The 15933-nt window shown below is 59.8% G+C and carries 13 protein-coding genes; 3 read left to right on the forward strand and 10 right to left on the reverse strand.

All coding sequences use genetic code 11. The annotated features are described in order from the left end of the window. Positions 1–45 precede the first annotated feature (45 nt). From CQ009_RS09240 to CQ009_RS09255, 4 genes are all read right to left on the reverse strand, one after another. Positions 46–1020, reverse strand: a complete 975-nt coding sequence (locus tag CQ009_RS09240) for a FecR domain-containing protein (RefSeq protein WP_105705710.1) — start codon at positions 1018–1020, stop codon at positions 46–48. Further along, positions 1017–1493 carry an RNA polymerase sigma factor gene (locus tag CQ009_RS09245; protein ID WP_371920179.1) on the reverse strand — a complete coding sequence of 159 codons (477 nt, stop codon included), beginning with the start codon at positions 1491–1493 and terminating at the stop codon, positions 1017–1019. Before CQ009_RS09245 ends, CQ009_RS09240 begins: the two co-directional genes overlap by 4 nt. Before the next feature lie 244 nt (positions 1494–1737). Beyond that, on the reverse strand, positions 1738–2445 hold the full coding sequence (locus tag CQ009_RS09250) for a PolC-type DNA polymerase III (RefSeq protein WP_105705715.1): 708 nt from the start codon (positions 2443–2445) through the stop codon (positions 1738–1740). Next, positions 2442–4382 carry a DUF294 nucleotidyltransferase-like domain-containing protein gene (locus CQ009_RS09255; RefSeq protein ID WP_105705718.1) on the reverse strand — a complete coding sequence of 647 codons (1941 nt, stop codon included), beginning with the start codon at positions 4380–4382 and terminating at the stop codon, positions 2442–2444. The genes CQ009_RS09250 and CQ009_RS09255 overlap by 4 nt, the downstream gene beginning before the upstream one ends. Positions 4383–4634: 252 nt before the next feature. On the opposite strand from CQ009_RS09255, the gene CQ009_RS09260 reads away from it, so the two are divergent. Beyond that, complete coding sequence (locus CQ009_RS09260) at positions 4635–5081, forward strand: response regulator (protein ID WP_105705721.1); 447 nt, start codon at positions 4635–4637, stop codon at positions 5079–5081. A 330-nt stretch (positions 5082–5411) separates the two neighbouring features. On the opposite strand, the gene CQ009_RS09265 is transcribed toward CQ009_RS09260, so the two are convergent. Then, positions 5412–7589 (reverse strand): malate synthase G, encoded by a 2178-nt coding sequence (locus CQ009_RS09265; protein WP_105705724.1) that lies wholly within the window; start codon positions 7587–7589, stop codon positions 5412–5414. Between the two features lie 504 nt (positions 7590–8093). Here CQ009_RS09265 and CQ009_RS09270 point away from each other — a divergent pair. After that, on the forward strand, positions 8094–8612 hold the full coding sequence (locus CQ009_RS09270) for a glycine cleavage system protein R (RefSeq protein ID WP_064388181.1): 519 nt from the start codon (positions 8094–8096) through the stop codon (positions 8610–8612). Positions 8613–8835: 223 nt separating this feature from the next. Here the strand turns inward: CQ009_RS09270 and rarD are convergent, their stop codons facing one another. From rarD to CQ009_RS09300, 5 genes are all read right to left on the reverse strand, one after another. After that, positions 8836–9723: an EamA family transporter RarD gene (gene rarD / locus CQ009_RS09275; RefSeq protein ID WP_064388182.1), complete on the reverse strand. Its 888-nt coding sequence runs from the start codon at positions 9721–9723 to the stop codon at positions 8836–8838. A 206-nt stretch (positions 9724–9929) separates the two neighbouring features. Next, positions 9930–10904, reverse strand: coding sequence for a serine/threonine protein kinase (locus CQ009_RS09280; protein WP_016983182.1), 975 nt, complete (start codon positions 10902–10904; stop codon positions 9930–9932). 170 nt (positions 10905–11074) lie between these two features. Beyond that, on the reverse strand, positions 11075–12976 hold the full coding sequence (locus CQ009_RS09285) for a PhoX family phosphatase (protein WP_064388184.1): 1902 nt from the start codon (positions 12974–12976) through the stop codon (positions 11075–11077). A 70-nt stretch (positions 12977–13046) separates the two neighbouring features. After that, positions 13047–13811, reverse strand: a complete 765-nt coding sequence (locus tag CQ009_RS09290) for a TOBE domain-containing protein (protein WP_105705726.1) — start codon at positions 13809–13811, stop codon at positions 13047–13049. Between the two features lie 183 nt (positions 13812–13994). Then, positions 13995–14729, reverse strand: coding sequence for a ComF family protein (locus CQ009_RS09300; protein ID WP_105705730.1), 735 nt, complete (start codon positions 14727–14729; stop codon positions 13995–13997). A 90-nt stretch (positions 14730–14819) separates the two neighbouring features. Here CQ009_RS09300 and bioB point away from each other — a divergent pair, with 90 nt between their 5' ends. Beyond that, complete coding sequence (gene bioB, locus CQ009_RS09305) at positions 14820–15875, forward strand: biotin synthase BioB (RefSeq protein WP_064388191.1); 1056 nt, start codon at positions 14820–14822, stop codon at positions 15873–15875. The last annotated feature ends 58 nt before the right edge of the window (positions 15876–15933 follow it).

A 15933-nucleotide genomic window follows, 5' to 3' on the forward strand; every position in this document is an offset into this window, starting at 1 on the left:
TGTAGGAGTGAGCCTGCTCGCGATGGCAACCGCTCAGCCACCCGATCATTCAGGTTTGGAATCAGCCTTCGCGACTGTGACCCAATACGGCGTATGCCGCTCGATCTGCACCGGCAAAGTTGGCAGCAGCGCGCTCAAAGCCTTATCGGTGTCATGCAGAGGGAAGCTGCCGGTAATACGCAAGTCCGCCACGTCCGGCGCCACGCCCAGATGCCCACGGCGATAACGTCCGAGCTCATGCACCAGATCGCTCAGTCGTGCGTTGTCGACCACCAGCATCCCGCGCGTCCAGGCATCGGCGCCGGGATTAAGGGCGACAATCGAGCCCAGGCCATCACTGCGCAGCAGCACTTGCTGGCCTTCACGCAGGATCTGTTCTTCAGGATTCGCCTGCGCATGGGCGGCGACAGCCGACTGCAACACGCTCAGGCGGGTGCCATCTTCCTCGCGCTTGACCAGGAACCGCGTGCCGAGGGCGCGCATGCTGCCCTCGCGGGTTTCGACGATAAACGGCCGCGCATCGCCATGACCGGTTTCGACGAGAATCTCGCCTTCCTGCAAAACGATCAGTCGGCGCTTGTCATCGAAACGCACATCCACTGCGCTGTGGGTGTTGAGGTTGAGTACGGTGCCGTCGGCAAGGTGCAGGGTGCGTTGTTCGCCGGTGGCCGTACGCTGATCGGCGAGCCAGTAGTCCAGCGGCAGCCACCGTTCACTGGCGAACAGCCCGAGACCGACGATCACCACAACGCTGGCCAGCCCGCTGCCGAGCTTGCGCACTCGCCGGCGAATGCCTTCGCGTGATTGCAGCAGTGCATTGCGCGCCGGGCCTTTGGCCACACTGAAACGTTGATCAAGCATGCCCAACTGGCGCCAGGCGCGGGCGTGTTCTTCATGCGCCGCGTGCCATTTGGCGAACTCTTCACGTTCCAGCGCGGTGCTCGAATCGAGGGTCAGTTGCCAGGCAATTGCCGCGTCCAGCACATGCGCTGGTACCGGTCTGGAACTGGCCGGGCTCACGTCGGCTCACCGTACAGGGCGATGTAGCACTGCCGAATGCCCTGCGCCAGGTATTGGCGCACACGCGGCACCGAAACGCCGAGCTTCTCGGCAATCTCGGCATGGCCGAGGCCATCGAGGCGGTTAAAGAGGAAAGCGGCGCGGGCCTTGGTCGACAGTTGGCCGAGCAAGCGGTCGATGGCCTTGAGGTCTTCGAGGATCAGTTGCTGTTCTTCTATAGAAGGCTGTTCGCCTTCGGGGATCAGCATCAGCTCGGTGAGGTAGGCCTGTTCGAGCGCGGCGCGACGGAAATAGTCGAACAGCAGGCCTTTGGCGATCGCCACCAGAAACGCTCGTGGCTCGCGGGGTGTCAGCATTTCATCGCGGCCGAGCAGGCGCACGAAAGTGTCCTGACTCAGATCCTCGGCCCGTTGCGGGCACGCCACATTGCGTCGCAGCCAGGCCAATAGCCAACCGCGATGGTCGCGATACATCGCACCAACGAGTTCACTGTGAGGACTCTGAGCTGAAGACACCAAATATCACCGATTGGGAAATATTAACTAACGCGAATTGTTCGCGATTCTGGCAGAGGTGGGAATGGTTAGCAATTGGCCACTGGTCAGGTGACACGTTTGGATAAACCTGTAGGAGCTGCCGCAGGCTGCGATCTTTTGATCTTGTTTTTGCAGATCAAGGTCAAAAGATCGCAGCCTGCGGCAGCTCCTACAGGGAGGGTTAGAAGGAGGGGGCTTGCTGGCGGCGTTTCCATTGGCTCAACCGCTGCTGCAAATTCAACGGACTGTGAATCTGCTGCTGACGCGCCCGGCTGAACAGAATCAACGCCAGCTCCGCCGTGGCCAGCGCATCGGCACTCGCGTTATGCCGTTCGAACACTTCAAGCTTGAACCACTCGATCCACTCATCCAGCCCGGCCTCGCGAATCTGCGCCTGTGGACACAACAGCGGCGCAATATCAGCGACATCCAGAAACACCTGCTGCAACCTGTGCCCCAGATGTTCCCTTAACGCCCGCCCGAGCATGTGCTGATCGAACGGCGCATGAAATGCCAGCACCGGGCTGTCGCCGATAAACTCGAGCAGTTCCAGCAAGGCCTCGGCGGGTTCACTGCCGGCTGCAATCGCATTCGGCCCCAAGCCATGAATCAGCACGCTGGGGCTCAACTTCAATTCGCGGCACTGCAGCGTGCGTTCGAACTGTTGACGGAAATCGATCGCGCCATCCTCGATCACCACCGCGCCAATCGACAACACCCGATCCTTGTTCAGATTGAGCCCTGTAGTTTCAAGATCCAGCACCACCCAACGCTGCTCGCGCAGGGTACAGTCGCTCAACTCGCCGGTCGCCGGCAGCTTCGCCAAACGCTGCTGCAACTGCGCCGGCACCACCGGACTGGCCGGGCGCAGCCACGAAAACAGGCTCATAGCTGATACCGCAAGGTCAGGCTGGTTTGCAGGCGCTGCGCTTGGCGCAGGGATTCACGCAGGATGCGCCGGTCGAGGTGATTGAGGCTGTCGGGATCGACGCGATTGGAGTACGGCAGATTCTCGCGGGTCTGCAACTGATGCTGCTGCATGCGCGTCTGTTGAATGAAGTGATACGCCTCTTCATACGCCGCGCCGTCGAGCCGTTCGATGACCTCTTTGTCGACCAACTGGCGGAAACGTTCGAGGGTGTTGTTGGCGTCGATACCGTTGGCCAGCGCCAACAGTCGCGCGCCATCCACAAACGGCGTCAGGCCTTGAACCTTGAGGTCCAGCGTGGCTTTCTCGCCATTCTTGCGCGCCAGCACAAACTCGCGGAAGCGTCCCACCGGGGGACGATTGCGCAGCGCGTTGTCGGCCATCATGCGCTGGAACAAACGGTTGTCGCCGACCTGATCAAGAATGCCCCGGCGCAGTTGCGCGCAACCTTGTTCATCGCCCCAGACCACGCGCAGATCGAAGTAGATGCTCGAGCCCAGCAGATTCTCCGGTGTCGCCTCGCGAATAAACGCCGCAAAACGCCGCGCCCATTCCGCCCGCGACAAACACAGCTCAGGGTTGCCGGCCATGATGTTGCCCTTGCACAGGGTGAAGCCGCACTGCGCCAGGCTCTGGTTGATCTGCTGGGCAATCGGCAACAGCTTGCCGCGAATCTCGGCGGCATGTGCCGCATCACGGGCATCGAACAGAATGCCGTTGTCCTGATCGGTGTGCAGTGTCTGTTCGCGGCGGCCTTCGCTGCCGAAACACAGCCAACTGAACGGCACGCCGGGGTCGCCTTTTTCGGCGAGGGTCAACTCGATCACCCGGCACACGGTGTGGTCGTTGAGCAAGGTGATGATGTGGGTGATCTGCGTCGACGACGCACCGTGGGCGAGCATGCGCTCGACCAGTTGACCGATCTCGCCGCGCAAGGTCACCAGTTGCTCGACACGTTGGGCGCTGCGGATGGTGCGCGCCAGATGCACTAGATCGACCCGTTGCAGGGAAAACAGATCACGCTCGGAGACCACGCCGCACAGGCGCTGATCCTTGACCAGGCAGACGTGGGCGATATGCCGTTCGGTCATCGCAATGGCCGCATCGAATGCGCTGTGATCCGGTGAAAGATAGAAGGGCGCGTGAGTCATGTGACGCTCGATGGCTTCACTGAAGTCGCCGATGCCTTGCGCCACGACATGACGCAAATCGCGCAGGGTGAAAATCCCCAGCGGTGACTTGTGCTCATCCACCGCGACGATGCTGCCGACCTGCTGTTCGTGCATCAACTTCACCGCTTCGCGCAGTGGCGTGTCCGGGCTGCACGTCACCGGATGACGCATCGCCAGTTCGCCGAGACGGGTATTCAGCGAATACTGTGTGCCGAGGGTTTCCACGGCTTTCTGCTGCACTTGCTGATTGACCTGATCAAGCAGGCTGCTGACCCCGCGCAAGGCGAAGTCACGGAAGCTGCTGGAGAGCGCGAACAGTTTGATGAACGCCAGTTTGTTCAGTTGCAGACAGAAGGTGTCATCGCCAGCCAGGTGTTCGGTACGCGTTGCCCGCTCGCCAAGCAACGCGGCCAACGGGAAGCATTCGCCCGTGGTGATCTCGAAAGTGGTTTCGGTACCGGGTTTGGTGATGTGCTGGCGTTCGCCGACCACCCGGCCTTGCTTGACGATATAGAAGTGTTCGACCGGGCCGTCGCTGGGTTTGATGATGCTCTCGCCCTGAGCGTAAAACCGCAGCTGACATTGTTCCACCAGATAAGCGAGGTGGGCGTGTTCCATCTGATTGAAGGGCGGGAAGCGCTGGAGGAATTGCAGGGTGCCCTGAATGTTCTGCAATACCGCGGTTTTCCCTGCCTGGGTGAAGGCATCCGCTTTACTCATAACCATTACCGCAGTCTTTTTCGAATTGTTGTTGTCGGATCGTTATGGCCATGGTCGGCCCCTACGGACAGGGTGCCCATTGGACGTAAGTCTAGGTTTTGCCACCATTGGCGAAGTTTCGGAGATGCCCTACGCAAACAGTCGGAAATTCCCTCGATTACCCCCTTGGAAAAAAATCCGACGAAGTGCACATTGAAGCTCTGCCCAGCGATGTCTGACCACTTGCCAAGGGACTGTTTTGAACACTTAGAGAACGCCATGTCCGACCACGATATTTTGAGCGATGCCGAGCGAGAAGCGCTCAGTGCAGTCATGCTCGAACCTGATCTTCCACCGCAGCGCGTATTGATCGTCGATGACGACAAGGACGCCCGGGAGCTGTTGTCGGAGATTCTCGCGTTGGACGGCATTCGTTGCCTGACCGCTGCCAGTGGCGAAACGGCGCTGAAAATGCTTGAGGAAAAGCCTTTGATCGGGCTGGTCATCACCGATCTGCGTATGGGCCATGTCGGTGGTCTTGAGTTGATTCGGCAGGTGCGCGAATCGGTGCGGGCGGCGATGCCGATCATCATCGTCTCCGGCGATGCCGATGTGAAAGACGCGATTGCGGCGATGCATTTGAGCGTGGTGGATTTTCTGCTCAAGCCGATTGATACGGGCAAGTTGTTGGCGCTGGTGAAACATGAATTGGGGATTGAACCCTAAGAGCCCCTCACCCTAGCCCTCTCCCGGAGGGAGAGGGGACTGACCGCGGTGGATGTTCGAGGTACACCGACCTGAGATTCCCAGCCGAACTCAGGTTTTGAAAAGCACCAAGATCTGCTCCGTTGCCCCTCTATCCTTGGCAATTCCTGAGCCGAGCTCAGATTTTGAAAGGCATACAGATCTGCTCCCTTTCCCCTCTACCCCATGGGGGAGAGGGCTGGGGTGAGGGGGATGGATCTTAAGTCGACCAGAAAACCCAGCCCCGCCGCATAAACAAAAAAGCCCTGATCTCTCGATCAGGGCTTTTTCATATCCACCATCTACGCAAATTTACAGGCCATTGGCAGCCTTGAACTCGCGACGACGACGGTGCAATACCGGCTCGGTGTAACCGTTCGGCTGCTTGGTGCCTTCGACTACCAGTTCGACCGCCGCCTGAAAGGCGATGTTGCTGTCGAAATTCGGGGCCAGTGGACGGTACAGCGGGTCGTTGGCGTTCTGACGATCCACCACCGGCGCCATGCGCTTGAGGCTTTCCATCACTTGTGCTTCGGTGACGACACCGTGGCGCAGCCAGTTGGCGATGTGCTGGCTGGAGATACGCAGCGTGGCACGGTCTTCCATCAGGCCGACGTCATTGATGTCCGGCACTTTCGAGCAGCCGACACCCTGGTCGATCCAGCGCACCACGTAACCGAGAATGCCCTGGGCGTTGTTGTCCAGTTCGTTCTTGATCTGCTCTGGCGTCCAGTTCGGATTGACCGCCAGCGGGATGGTCAGGATATCGTCTACCGAAGCACGCGCACGTTTGGCCAGTTCGGCCTGACGGGCGAACACGTCGACCTTGTGGTAGTGCAGCGCGTGCAGCGCAGCAGCAGTCGGCGATGGAACCCAAGCGGTGTTGGCGCCGGCCAATGGGTGAGCGATTTTCTGCTCGAGCATCGCCGCCATCAGGTCGGGCATCGCCCACATGCCTTTACCGATTTGCGCGCGACCTTGCAGGCCGGTGCTCAGACCGATATCGACGTTCCAGTTTTCGTACGCGCCGATCCACTTCTCAGCCTTCATGTCAGCCTTGCGCACAACCGGGCCGGCTTCCATGGAGGTGTGGATTTCGTCGCCGGTGCGGTCGAGGAAACCGGTATTGATGAACACCACGCGCTCACTGGCAGCCTTGATGCAGGCCTTGAGGTTGACCGTGGTGCGGCGCTCCTCGTCCATGATCCCGACTTTCAGGGTGTTGCGTTTCAGGCCCAACACGTCTTCGATGCGACCGAACAGCTCGTTGGTGAACGCTGCTTCTTCCGGGCCGTGCATCTTCGGTTTAACGATGTACACGGAACCGGTGCGGGTGTTGCGACGCGAGGTGTTGCCGTTGAGGTTGTGCATCGCCGCGAGGCAAGTGACCAGACCGTCGAGAATGCCTTCCGGCACTTCGTTACCATCTTTATCGAGGATCGCGTCGATGGTCATCAGATGGCCAACGTTACGCACGAACAACAGCGAACGACCGTGCAGCGTCACTTCACCGCCATTCGGCACGGCGTAGGTGCGATCCGGGTTCATGGTGCGGGTGAAGGTCTGGCCACCCTTGGACACGGATTCCGCCAGATCGCCCTTCATCAGGCCGAGCCAGTTGCGGTAGATCACCACTTTGTCGTCGGCATCGACGGCAGCCACGGAGTCTTCGCAATCCATGATGGTGGTCAGCGCCGCTTCCATCAGGATGTCTTTGACGCCGGCAGCATCGGTCTGGCCAACCGGGGTGGTGGCATCGACCTGGATTTCGAAGTGCAGACCATTGTGTTTCAGCAGGATCGCGATTGGCGCGTTGGCGTCGCCCTGGAAACCGATCAGTTGTGCGTCATCGCGCAGGCCAGTGTTGCTGCCGCCCTTGAGGGTGACCAGCAGTTTGCCGTCAGCGATTTTGTAGGCGGTCGAATCGACATGGGAGCCAGCAGCCAATGGCGCAGCTTCGTCGAGGAAGGCTCGGGCGAAGGCGATGACTTTGTCGCCACGCACCTTGTTGTAGCCTTTGCCTTTTTCCGCGCCACCGTCTTCGCTGATCGCGTCGGTGCCGTAGAGGGCGTCATACAGCGAACCCCAGCGGGCGTTCGAAGCATTGAGAGCGAAGCGGGCGTTCATCACCGGCACAACGAGTTGCGGGCCGGCGGTACGGGCGATTTCATCATCGACGTTTTGCGTCGTTGCCTGGAAATCAGCCGCTTCTGGCAGCAGATAACCGATTTCTTGCAGGAAGGCTTTATAGGCCACGGCGTCGTGCGCCTGACCGTTGCGTTCCTGGTGCCAAGCGTCAATACGAGCCTGGAAGTCATCGCGTTTGGCGAGTAGGGCTTTGTTCTTCGGCGCCAGGTCATGAATGACCTTGTCGGCACCTTCCCAGAATTTTTCGGCGGTGAGGCCGGTACCGGGAATGGCTTCGTTGTTCACGAAGTCGAACAGGACTTTGGCGACCTGCAGGCCACCGACTTGAACGTGTTCAGTCATTGCTTGCCTCACTCTGCTCAGCTATTTCGCTTTTCAGCTCTTCAATTTTGACAATGAAGCCTCTGGCCATTTAAACCACAAACCTGCCGACCAGTACATGCCATTGCTGGCGGCTGGGCTGGGACCAATCAAAGGCTTGGGGCCTTGCTGACGGGGCTTTCAGGGTTGCGAACATGCCTTGGGCAGACATCGATCCAGCGTTATGTAGTGCGCGCTGCGGCATACTACATGATGAGTTGCGCTTGTGAAAATCAGACTAATTACGTCGTTCTGCGACCTCATGTCGCATTGCGGTCACATCGCGGAACAGGATGTTCTCAAAAAACCATTGGATTGTTCCAGCTAAATATCAAAAGTTGTACACATAAATACTATTTGGCTGCTATGGCAGCGGTTTATGTGGGAGCGAGCCTGCTCGCGAAAGCGTCGGTCGCCTCAACGCAAAATCGACCCTTGCCTATACTTCCCCTTCTACAACAAAAGTCATGACAAGAGGGCGACGCCATGGACCATCTCGTACTCACCGTTTTTGCCCCGGACAAGCCCGGACAGGTCGAGCGCATCGCCCAATGCATCGCCGAGCACGGCGGTAACTGGCTGGAAAGTCGCATGTCGCGGATGGCCGGGCAGTTCGCCGGGATTCTTCGGGTGGGCGTGCCGGCAGAGGCTTACGACGAATTAGTCGATTCCCTACAAGCATTGTCGACGCATGGCATTCGCGTATTGATTGCCGAGAGTGGCATTGAGCAGTCCTGCACATGGAAGCCGATCGCCATGGAGTTGGTGGGCAATGATCGGCCTGGCATCGTCCGCGACATCACACGGCTTTTGAGCGAGCAGGGCGTCAACCTTGAACGGCTGGTGACGGAAGTGCGCCCGGCACCGATGAGCAGCGAGCCGCTGTTCCATGCTGAGGCGATTCTCGCGGTACCGCTGACTTTGTCACTCGACGTCTTGCAGTCGCGCCTGGAAACCCTGGCCGATGATCTGATGGTCGAACTGGTGTTACGCACTGACCTTTGAGCGTCTCCCGGGTTATCCAGTTTAAACGTGCACCTGCCTGTGGATAACCTGTAGAGACTGCCCGCATCGCCAGGCCCGCCGTGGCTTTGCTGGAGTTGATCAAAAAACCGCCAACATTCAGTGACTTGCGCACAAACGGCGGGGATCACGCTGTGGATAACCTTGGGAAAGAACGATGCAGGCCACGAGAACCGCGGCCTGCGAGGGTTTGTGCGTTTTTTGATCAACTGCGCCGGCGCAAACTGATCACGGCGTCAACGCTATAAACGGCCAGACCGGCCCAAATGAAGATGAACGCGATCAGTGTGCTGGACGATAGATGCTCACCGAACAACAGCACGGCTTGCAACAGCACCAGGGTCGGCGCCAGGTATTGCAGGAAGCCGATGGTGGTGTAAGGCAAGTGGCGCGTGGCGGCGTTGAAGCACACCAGCGGCACCAATGTCACCGGGCCGGCCGCCACCAGCCACCAGGCTTGGGACGTGGTCCAGAACTCCGGTTGCGCGCTGGTCGCGGTCTGGTTGAACAGCAGCCAGGCAATGGCAATCGGCACCAGCATCCAGGTTTCCACCACCAGCCCTGGCAACGCCTTGACCGGTGCCTGTTTGCGAATCAGGCCGTAGAAACCGAAGGTCAACGCCAGCACCAGCGACACCCACGGCAGACTGCCGACTTGCCATACCTGCTGCGCCACACCAACCGCCGCCAAACCGACCGCGAGCCACTGCATCCGCCGCAGACGCTCACCAAGAATCAACATCCCCAACAGCACGTTGACCAGCGGGTTGATGTAGTAACCGAGGCTGGCCTCGAGCATGCGTCCGTTGTTCACCGACCACACATAGGTCAGCCAGTTGGCCGCGATCAACGTCCCGCTCAACGCCAGAATTGCCAGACGTTTCGGGTTGTCCAGCAGTTCGCGCCACCAGCCCGGGTGTTTCCACACCATCAGCAGCAGCGCGCCGAACAGCGCCGACCACAGCACCCGATGGATGATGATCTCGACCGCCGGCACCTCGGCGATGGCTTTGAAGTAGATCGGGAACAGGCCCCAGATAATGTAGGCACTCAGGCCCAGAATGTACCCGCGACGCGGGTTGGCGGCTTGCATGCAGAGTCCTTGCTTAGGCAGCTGACAAAGGAGGGATTGTAAGGAGGTTTGTCTACGAATGCCTTAGCGGATAGGTCGGGAAATTGTGAACACCGAACAAATGTAGGAGTGAGCCTGCTCGCGATAGCGCTCTGACATTCAACATTTTCGTTGACTGATAAAACCCTATCGCGAGCAGGCTCACTCCTACAGAGGATGGAGGCGGATCAGAAAAGTTTCAGTGGCTCTTCATTCAGTGCTGAAAGTTGCTCACGCAGCGCCAACACCTGATCGCCCCAATAACGCTCGGTGCCAAACCACGGAAAGCTGTGCGGGAACGCCGGATCATCCCAGCGCCGCGCCAGCCAGGCGCTGTAGTGCATCAGGCGCAAGGCACGCAACGGTTCGATCAGCGCCAGTTCACGCGGATCGAAATCGTGGAACTCGTTGTAGCCATCCATCAATTCCGACAACTGCCCCAGGCATTCCTGACGATCACCGGCGAGCATCATCCAGATGTCCTGCACCGCAGGGCCCATGCGGCAGTCGTCGAGGTCGACGATGTGGAACATTTCGTCACGGCACATCATGTTGCCGGGGTGGCAATCGCCGTGCATGCGGATGTTCTGGTGCGGTGTGTTGGCGTAGGCATCTTCCACGCGTTTGAGCAGGTCGCGGGCGACGGACTCGTAGGCCGGCAGCAGGCTTTTCGGAATGAAATTGCCTTCGAGCAAGGTGTTCAGCGAGGCGTGGCCGAAGTTCTGCACGGCGAGGGCTTCACGGTGTTCGAAGGGCTTGGTCGCGCCAACCGCATGAATGCGCCCGAGCAACTGACCGAGGCGATACAGCTGGTCAAGATTGCCCGGCTCCGGCGCCCGGCCGCCGCGACGCGGAAACAACGTGAAGCGGAAACCGGCATGTTCGTGCAGGGTTTCGCCGTTGTGGATCAGCGGCGCCACCACCGGGATTTCGACGTCGGCCAGTTCGAAGGTGAACTTGTGTTCTTCGAGGATGGCTTCGTTGGTCCAGCGCTGCGGGCGGTAGAACTTGGCGATCAGCGGTTCGGAGTCTTCGATGCCGACCTGATAGACACGGTTTTCGTAGCTGTTGAGCGCCAGGATGCGCGCATCGCTGAGGAAGCCGATGCTTTCAACGGCATCGAGCACGAGGTCGGGTGTGAGGGTTTCAAACGGGTGGGCCATGCTGACTCCTGCGCGCAGCAGGCTGCCGCGTCCGGCCCAGCATGGTAGCGCAGATGGCAGCGGGGCAGGTGGTTGGTGTCTGTGCTGACGCCATCGCGAGCAGGCTCACTCCTACAGGGGAACGCACGCATGCCAAATGTAGGAGTGAGCTTGCTCGCGATGAGGGCCTGTCAGGCGCCGACGATCCCGCCGTCTTCGCGGGTAATCGCCATCACCGAAGACCGTGGCTTGCCATTCGGCAAATGCTCAGGGAAGGTCGAACCGCCGTTCTCCCCCGGATGCTGAATCCCGACAAACAGGGTTTTCTGATCCGGCGAGAAGCTGATCCCCGTCACCTCGCAACCAATCGGCCCGACCATGAACCGGCGAATCTCACCGGTCTTCGGATCTGCGCAGAGCATCTGGTTGTTGCCCATCCCGGCAAAGTCGCCGGCGTTGCTCGAATCACCATCGGTGAGAATCCACAAGCGCCCAGCCTTGTCGAAACCCAAGCCATCCGGGCTGTTGAACATGTTCTGCGGGGTGATGTTCTTCGAGCCGCCCTTCGGCGTCCCGGCGTGCACGCCCGGGTTGCCAGCGACCACAAACAGGTCCCAGGCAAACGTCTTCGACGCGTGATCGTCACGGTCGGTGCGCCAGCGCAGAATCTGCCCGTAGACGTTTTTCTCACGCGGGTTCGGCCCACCCACCGGCTGGCCGTCCTCGCCACGCTTGGCGTTGTTGGTCAGGGTGCAGTAAACCTGGCCATCCTTGGGGCTGACGACGATCCATTCCGGACGGTCCATGCGCGTTGCGCCAACCACGCTGGCGGCAAGGCGCGCATGGATCAGCACTTCAGCCTGATCGGCAAAGCCGCTGCTGGCATCGATGCCGTTTTTGCCGTGGGTCAACTCGATCCACTGGCCCTGGCCTTTCGGGTGATCGGGGTTGCTGTCGCCATTATCGAATTTCGCCACGTACAGGGTGCCGTGATCGAGAATGTCGCGGTTGGCCTTGGCGTTGCGATGGTTGATGCGGTCACGGCTGACGAATTTGTAGATGAATTCGCCACGCTCGTCGTCGCCCATGTACACCACGGCGCGACCGTCGTCGGTCTCGGCCAGGGCGGCGTTTTCATGTTTGAAGCGGCCCAGTGCGGTGCGTTTGACCGGGGTCGATTGCGGATCGAACGGATCGATCTCGACCACCCAGCCGTGACGGTTGAGTTCGTTGGGGTTCTTCGCCATGTCGAAGCGCGGGTCGTACGGGTGCCAGTTGATTTCGCGGCTGGCAGCCGAGACGCCGTAGCGTTTTTGCGCAGGGTCGAACTGCTGCTGGGCATTGCTGCTGCCGAAGCAGTCGGTGAAGTTTTCTTCGCAGGTCAGATAGGTGCCCCACGGAGTTTTACCGTTGGCGCAGTTCTGGAACGTGCCAAGGACTTTCTTGCCGTGCTTGTCGGCAGCGGTCTTCATCAGATCGTGACCGGCCGCCGGGCCGCTGATACGCAGCGGCGAGTTGCCGTGGATGCGCCGGTTGTAGCGCGAACCTTGAACGAACTGCCACTGACCGTTCTTGCGTTGCACTTCAATCACCGACACGCCTTCGCAAGCCAGTGCCTTGCGCACGTCTTCGGCCGATTGCGGCATGCCGCCGTGCGGGTAGAGGTAGCGGTAGTTGGTGTATTCGTTGTTGATCGCCATCAACGCGCGGTTGCGGTCGTCGGGGAAGGCGAACAGGCTCATGCCGTCGTTGTTGTCGCCGAACTGCACTTCCTGTGCGGCAGCGGTGCCGTTACCGCTCGGGTCGAACGCCGGGCCGTTCTTTTGCAGGGGCTGGCCCCAACTGATCAGCACCGAAGACTTGTAGCCTTTGGGCAGTGTGATGACGTCGGTGGTCGCGGCAGGAATGCTCTCGAAGCCGAGCAAACGGCTGTTGCCGGCGCTAATGCCTGTGGCCAGCGCGCTGCGGCTCAACAGGCTGCCGCCGAGGAACATCGCCGCACCGCACAGCGCACCGGCGCCGATGAAACCGCGACGGCTGAGGCCGACCATTTTTTCCAGGTCAGTGGATTGGTTTTCTTCTAATAGGCTCACATCAGGCTCCCTGCTTGGTTTTGGCAGCCACCTTAATGAGCGTCGATGACGCTTTCGTTGCAGCGCCTGATTACAGCGGTGTGCCGATCAGCACGTTGGACGGCGAAAACTGCACCTGCACCGGTTGTTCCACGCTCAATCCGCGCGTGCGCAAGTCGAGCGGCTCAGCCAGGGCGCAGAGGGTATGGCCGTTGGGCAGGGTAATCCGCACTTCGCTCGGGCCGTCTTCGGCGTCGAGAATCGCTTCGATGGTGCCCTTTAGAAGATTGTGACCAGACGTTGCAGACTGATCGTTGCCGAGCAATTCCAGCCAGCCGGCCTTGATCAGGGCCACCACTTCGGTACCGGCTTGCAGCTCCAGATGCACGGTGCTGTCGTGGGTGATCTGCGCGTCGAGGCACAGCCCTTCGGCCAGTTCGAGGCGGATCAGGTCATTACGGCCCTGCGTTTCGATTGCCACGACTTTGCCGTGCAACTGATTGCGCGCGCTGGTTCTGAGCATCAACCGACCGAGCAGATCGAGGTCGCTGGCATCTTCCGCTGCCTCCAGCACCTGCGCCTGCAAGGCCTGCAATTTTTGGTACAGACGCAAAACGCGCTCGCCTTCGCTGGAGAGTTTCGCGCCGCCGCCGCCCTTGCCGCCGACGGCACGCTCGACCAGCGGTTTCTGCGCGAGGTTGTTCAGCTCATCGATCGCGTCCCACGCCGCTTTGTAGCTCAGGCCTGCGCTTTTCGCCGCGCGGGTGATCGAGCCCTGTTCGGCGATGTGTTGCAGCAGGGCGATACGCTGCGGACGGCGGACGATGTGCTGGGACAACAGGGAAGGCATGGACATGGATGGGTGCTTTTTGTGGCGGTGGACGTGGAAGTTGGCCGCTAGCGACGCGAGAGTCAAGCCGAACCCAAATCCCTGTAGGAGTGAGCCTGCTCGCGATAGCGGTGGTTCAGTCAGCATAGATGTTGGCATTGATGACGCTATCGCGAGCAGGCTCACTCCTACAGGGGGATTGTGTTGGCTTCAGCTTCCGGGTTTCGGCGTGCGCGCCAGGCAATAGACATCGACCCGCGCAGCGCCAGCGTCCATCAATAGACGCGCAAGCGCCTGCGCAGTGGCGCCAGTGGTCAGCACATCATCAACCAGCGCCAGATGCCGGCCTTTCACCTGCGCGTCCGGCATGAGGTCGAAGGCTTTATGCAGATTGCGTTTACGCGACTTGGCATCGAGGTCCTGTTGGGCATCAGTGTCTTTGATGCGACGCAGAACAGTCTCCTCAATTGGCAGATCAAGCGACTTGTTCAGCCACTGCGCCAGCATCGCAGCCTGATTGAATCCCCGTTGGCGCAGACGTTTACGCGCCAACGGCACCGGCAATAACGCATCGGGTCTGGGCAAACCCTCATCGAAGCGATGTTGCAGGTATTGCCCGAGAACGTCGGCGAGCAGGTGGCCAAACGGCCATTTTGCGTTGTGTTTAAACCGTGTAATCAAACTGTCGACCGGGAAGCCATACAGCCATGGCACCACCACATCTTCGAAAGCTGGCGGCTCTAGCTGGCACTCGCCACAGGTCAGACCGGCGGAGGGAAGCGGCAAAGCACAGGAGATGCAGTGATCGCCGAGCCAGGGCAATTCAGTTTCGCAGGCCACGCACATTGGCATTTCTGCTTCTGCCGGCTCATCACACAACAAACAGGTTTGTACGTTTTTTAAACAGATGTAAACCGACTCTTTGCATGGTGGTTGACAGCGCATGTCTCTTCCTTAAATATGCCGAACATCCGTGTAGCGCCTGTGGGTATTCCGTTCCCGCAGCCGCCAGCAAGCATAACCAAGGAATTAGCCATGAGCGCGAGCACCACCGCCACCCTGCGTCACGACTGGTCTCTGGCCGAAGTCAAAGCACTCTTCGTACAGCCATTCAACGACTTGCTGTTCCAGGCGCAGACGGTGCACCGTGCACATTTCAACGCCAACCGTGTTCAGGTTTCGACTCTGCTGTCGATCAAGACCGGCGCCTGTCCGGAAGACTGCAAGTACTGCCCGCAGTCCGGTCACTACAACACCGGTCTGGAAAAAGAAAAGCTGATGGAGGTGCAGAAAGTCCTCGAAGAGGCTGCCCGCGCCAAAGCCATCGGCTCGACACGTTTCTGCATGGGGGCGGCGTGGAAGCACCCGTCGGCGAAAGACATGCCGTACGTGCTGAAGATGGTCGAAGGCGTGAAGGCCATGGGCCTGGAAACCTGCATGACCCTCGGCCGCCTCGATCAGGATCAGACCGAAGCGCTGGCTAAGGCTGGCCTCGATTACTACAACCACAACCTCGACACGTCGCCTGAGTTCTACGGCAGCATCATCACCACCCGCACTTACAGCGAGCGCCTGCAAACGCTGGCCTACGTGCGTGAGTCGGGGATGAAGATCTGCTCCGGCGGCATTCTCGGCATGGGCGAATCGCTGGATGACCGCGCCAATCTGTTGATCCAGTTGGCCAATCTGCCGGAGCATCCGGAATCGGTACCGATCAATATGCTGGTGAAGGTCGCCGGCACGCCGCTGGAAAATGCCGAAGACATCGACCCGTTCGACTTTATCCGCATGCTCGCCGTGGCTCGCATTCTCATGCCGCAATCCCACGTGCGCCTGTCCGCCGGCCGCGAAGCGATGAACGAGCAGATGCAGGCGCTCGCGTTCTTCGCCGGCGCCAACTCGATTTTCTACGGCGACAAACTGCTGACCACCGCCAACCCGCAGGCGGACAAGGACATGCAATTGTTTGCGCGTCTGGGTATCCAGCCGGAAGCGCGTGAAGAGCATGCCGACGAGGTTCACCAGGCTGCGATCGAGCAGGCGTTGGTGGAGCAGAAGAGCAGCGAGCAGTTCTACAACGCCGCCGTCTGATCGCCCCACGGATCCCATGCAGGAGCTGCCGAAGGCTGCGATCTTTTGATCTTGTCTT

Source organism: Pseudomonas sp. MYb2 (assembly GCF_002979955.1).
GTDB lineage: Bacteria > Pseudomonadota > Gammaproteobacteria > Pseudomonadales > Pseudomonadaceae > Aquipseudomonas.

What these genes read in the sequence shown, in the direction of transcription:
- CQ009_RS09245 (WP_371920179.1), bottom strand. Translation starts at nt 1,493, where the DNA reads ATGTATCGCGACCATCGCGGTTGGCTATTGGCCTGGCTGCGACGCAAT.
- CQ009_RS09250 (WP_105705715.1), bottom strand. Translation starts at nt 2,445, where the DNA reads ATGAGCCTGTTTTCGTGGCTGCGCCCGGCCAGTCCGGTGGTGCCGGCG.
- CQ009_RS09255 (WP_105705718.1), bottom strand. Translation starts at nt 4,382, where the DNA reads ATGGTTATGAGTAAAGCGGATGCCTTCACCCAGGCAGGGAAAACCGCG.
- CQ009_RS09260 (WP_105705721.1), top strand. Translation starts at nt 4,635, where the DNA reads ATGTCCGACCACGATATTTTGAGCGATGCCGAGCGAGAAGCGCTCAGT.
- CQ009_RS09265 (WP_105705724.1), bottom strand. Translation starts at nt 7,589, where the DNA reads ATGACTGAACACGTTCAAGTCGGTGGCCTGCAGGTCGCCAAAGTCCTG.
- CQ009_RS09270 (WP_064388181.1), top strand. Translation starts at nt 8,094, where the DNA reads ATGGACCATCTCGTACTCACCGTTTTTGCCCCGGACAAGCCCGGACAG.
- rarD (WP_064388182.1), bottom strand. Translation starts at nt 9,723, where the DNA reads ATGCAAGCCGCCAACCCGCGTCGCGGGTACATTCTGGGCCTGAGTGCC.
- CQ009_RS09280 (WP_016983182.1), bottom strand. Translation starts at nt 10,904, where the DNA reads ATGGCCCACCCGTTTGAAACCCTCACACCCGACCTCGTGCTCGATGCC.
- CQ009_RS09290 (WP_105705726.1), bottom strand. Translation starts at nt 13,811, where the DNA reads ATGTCCATGCCTTCCCTGTTGTCCCAGCACATCGTCCGCCGTCCGCAG.
- CQ009_RS09300 (WP_105705730.1), bottom strand. Translation starts at nt 14,729, where the DNA reads ATGCGCTGTCAACCACCATGCAAAGAGTCGGTTTACATCTGTTTAAAA.
- bioB (WP_064388191.1), top strand. Translation starts at nt 14,820, where the DNA reads ATGAGCGCGAGCACCACCGCCACCCTGCGTCACGACTGGTCTCTGGCC.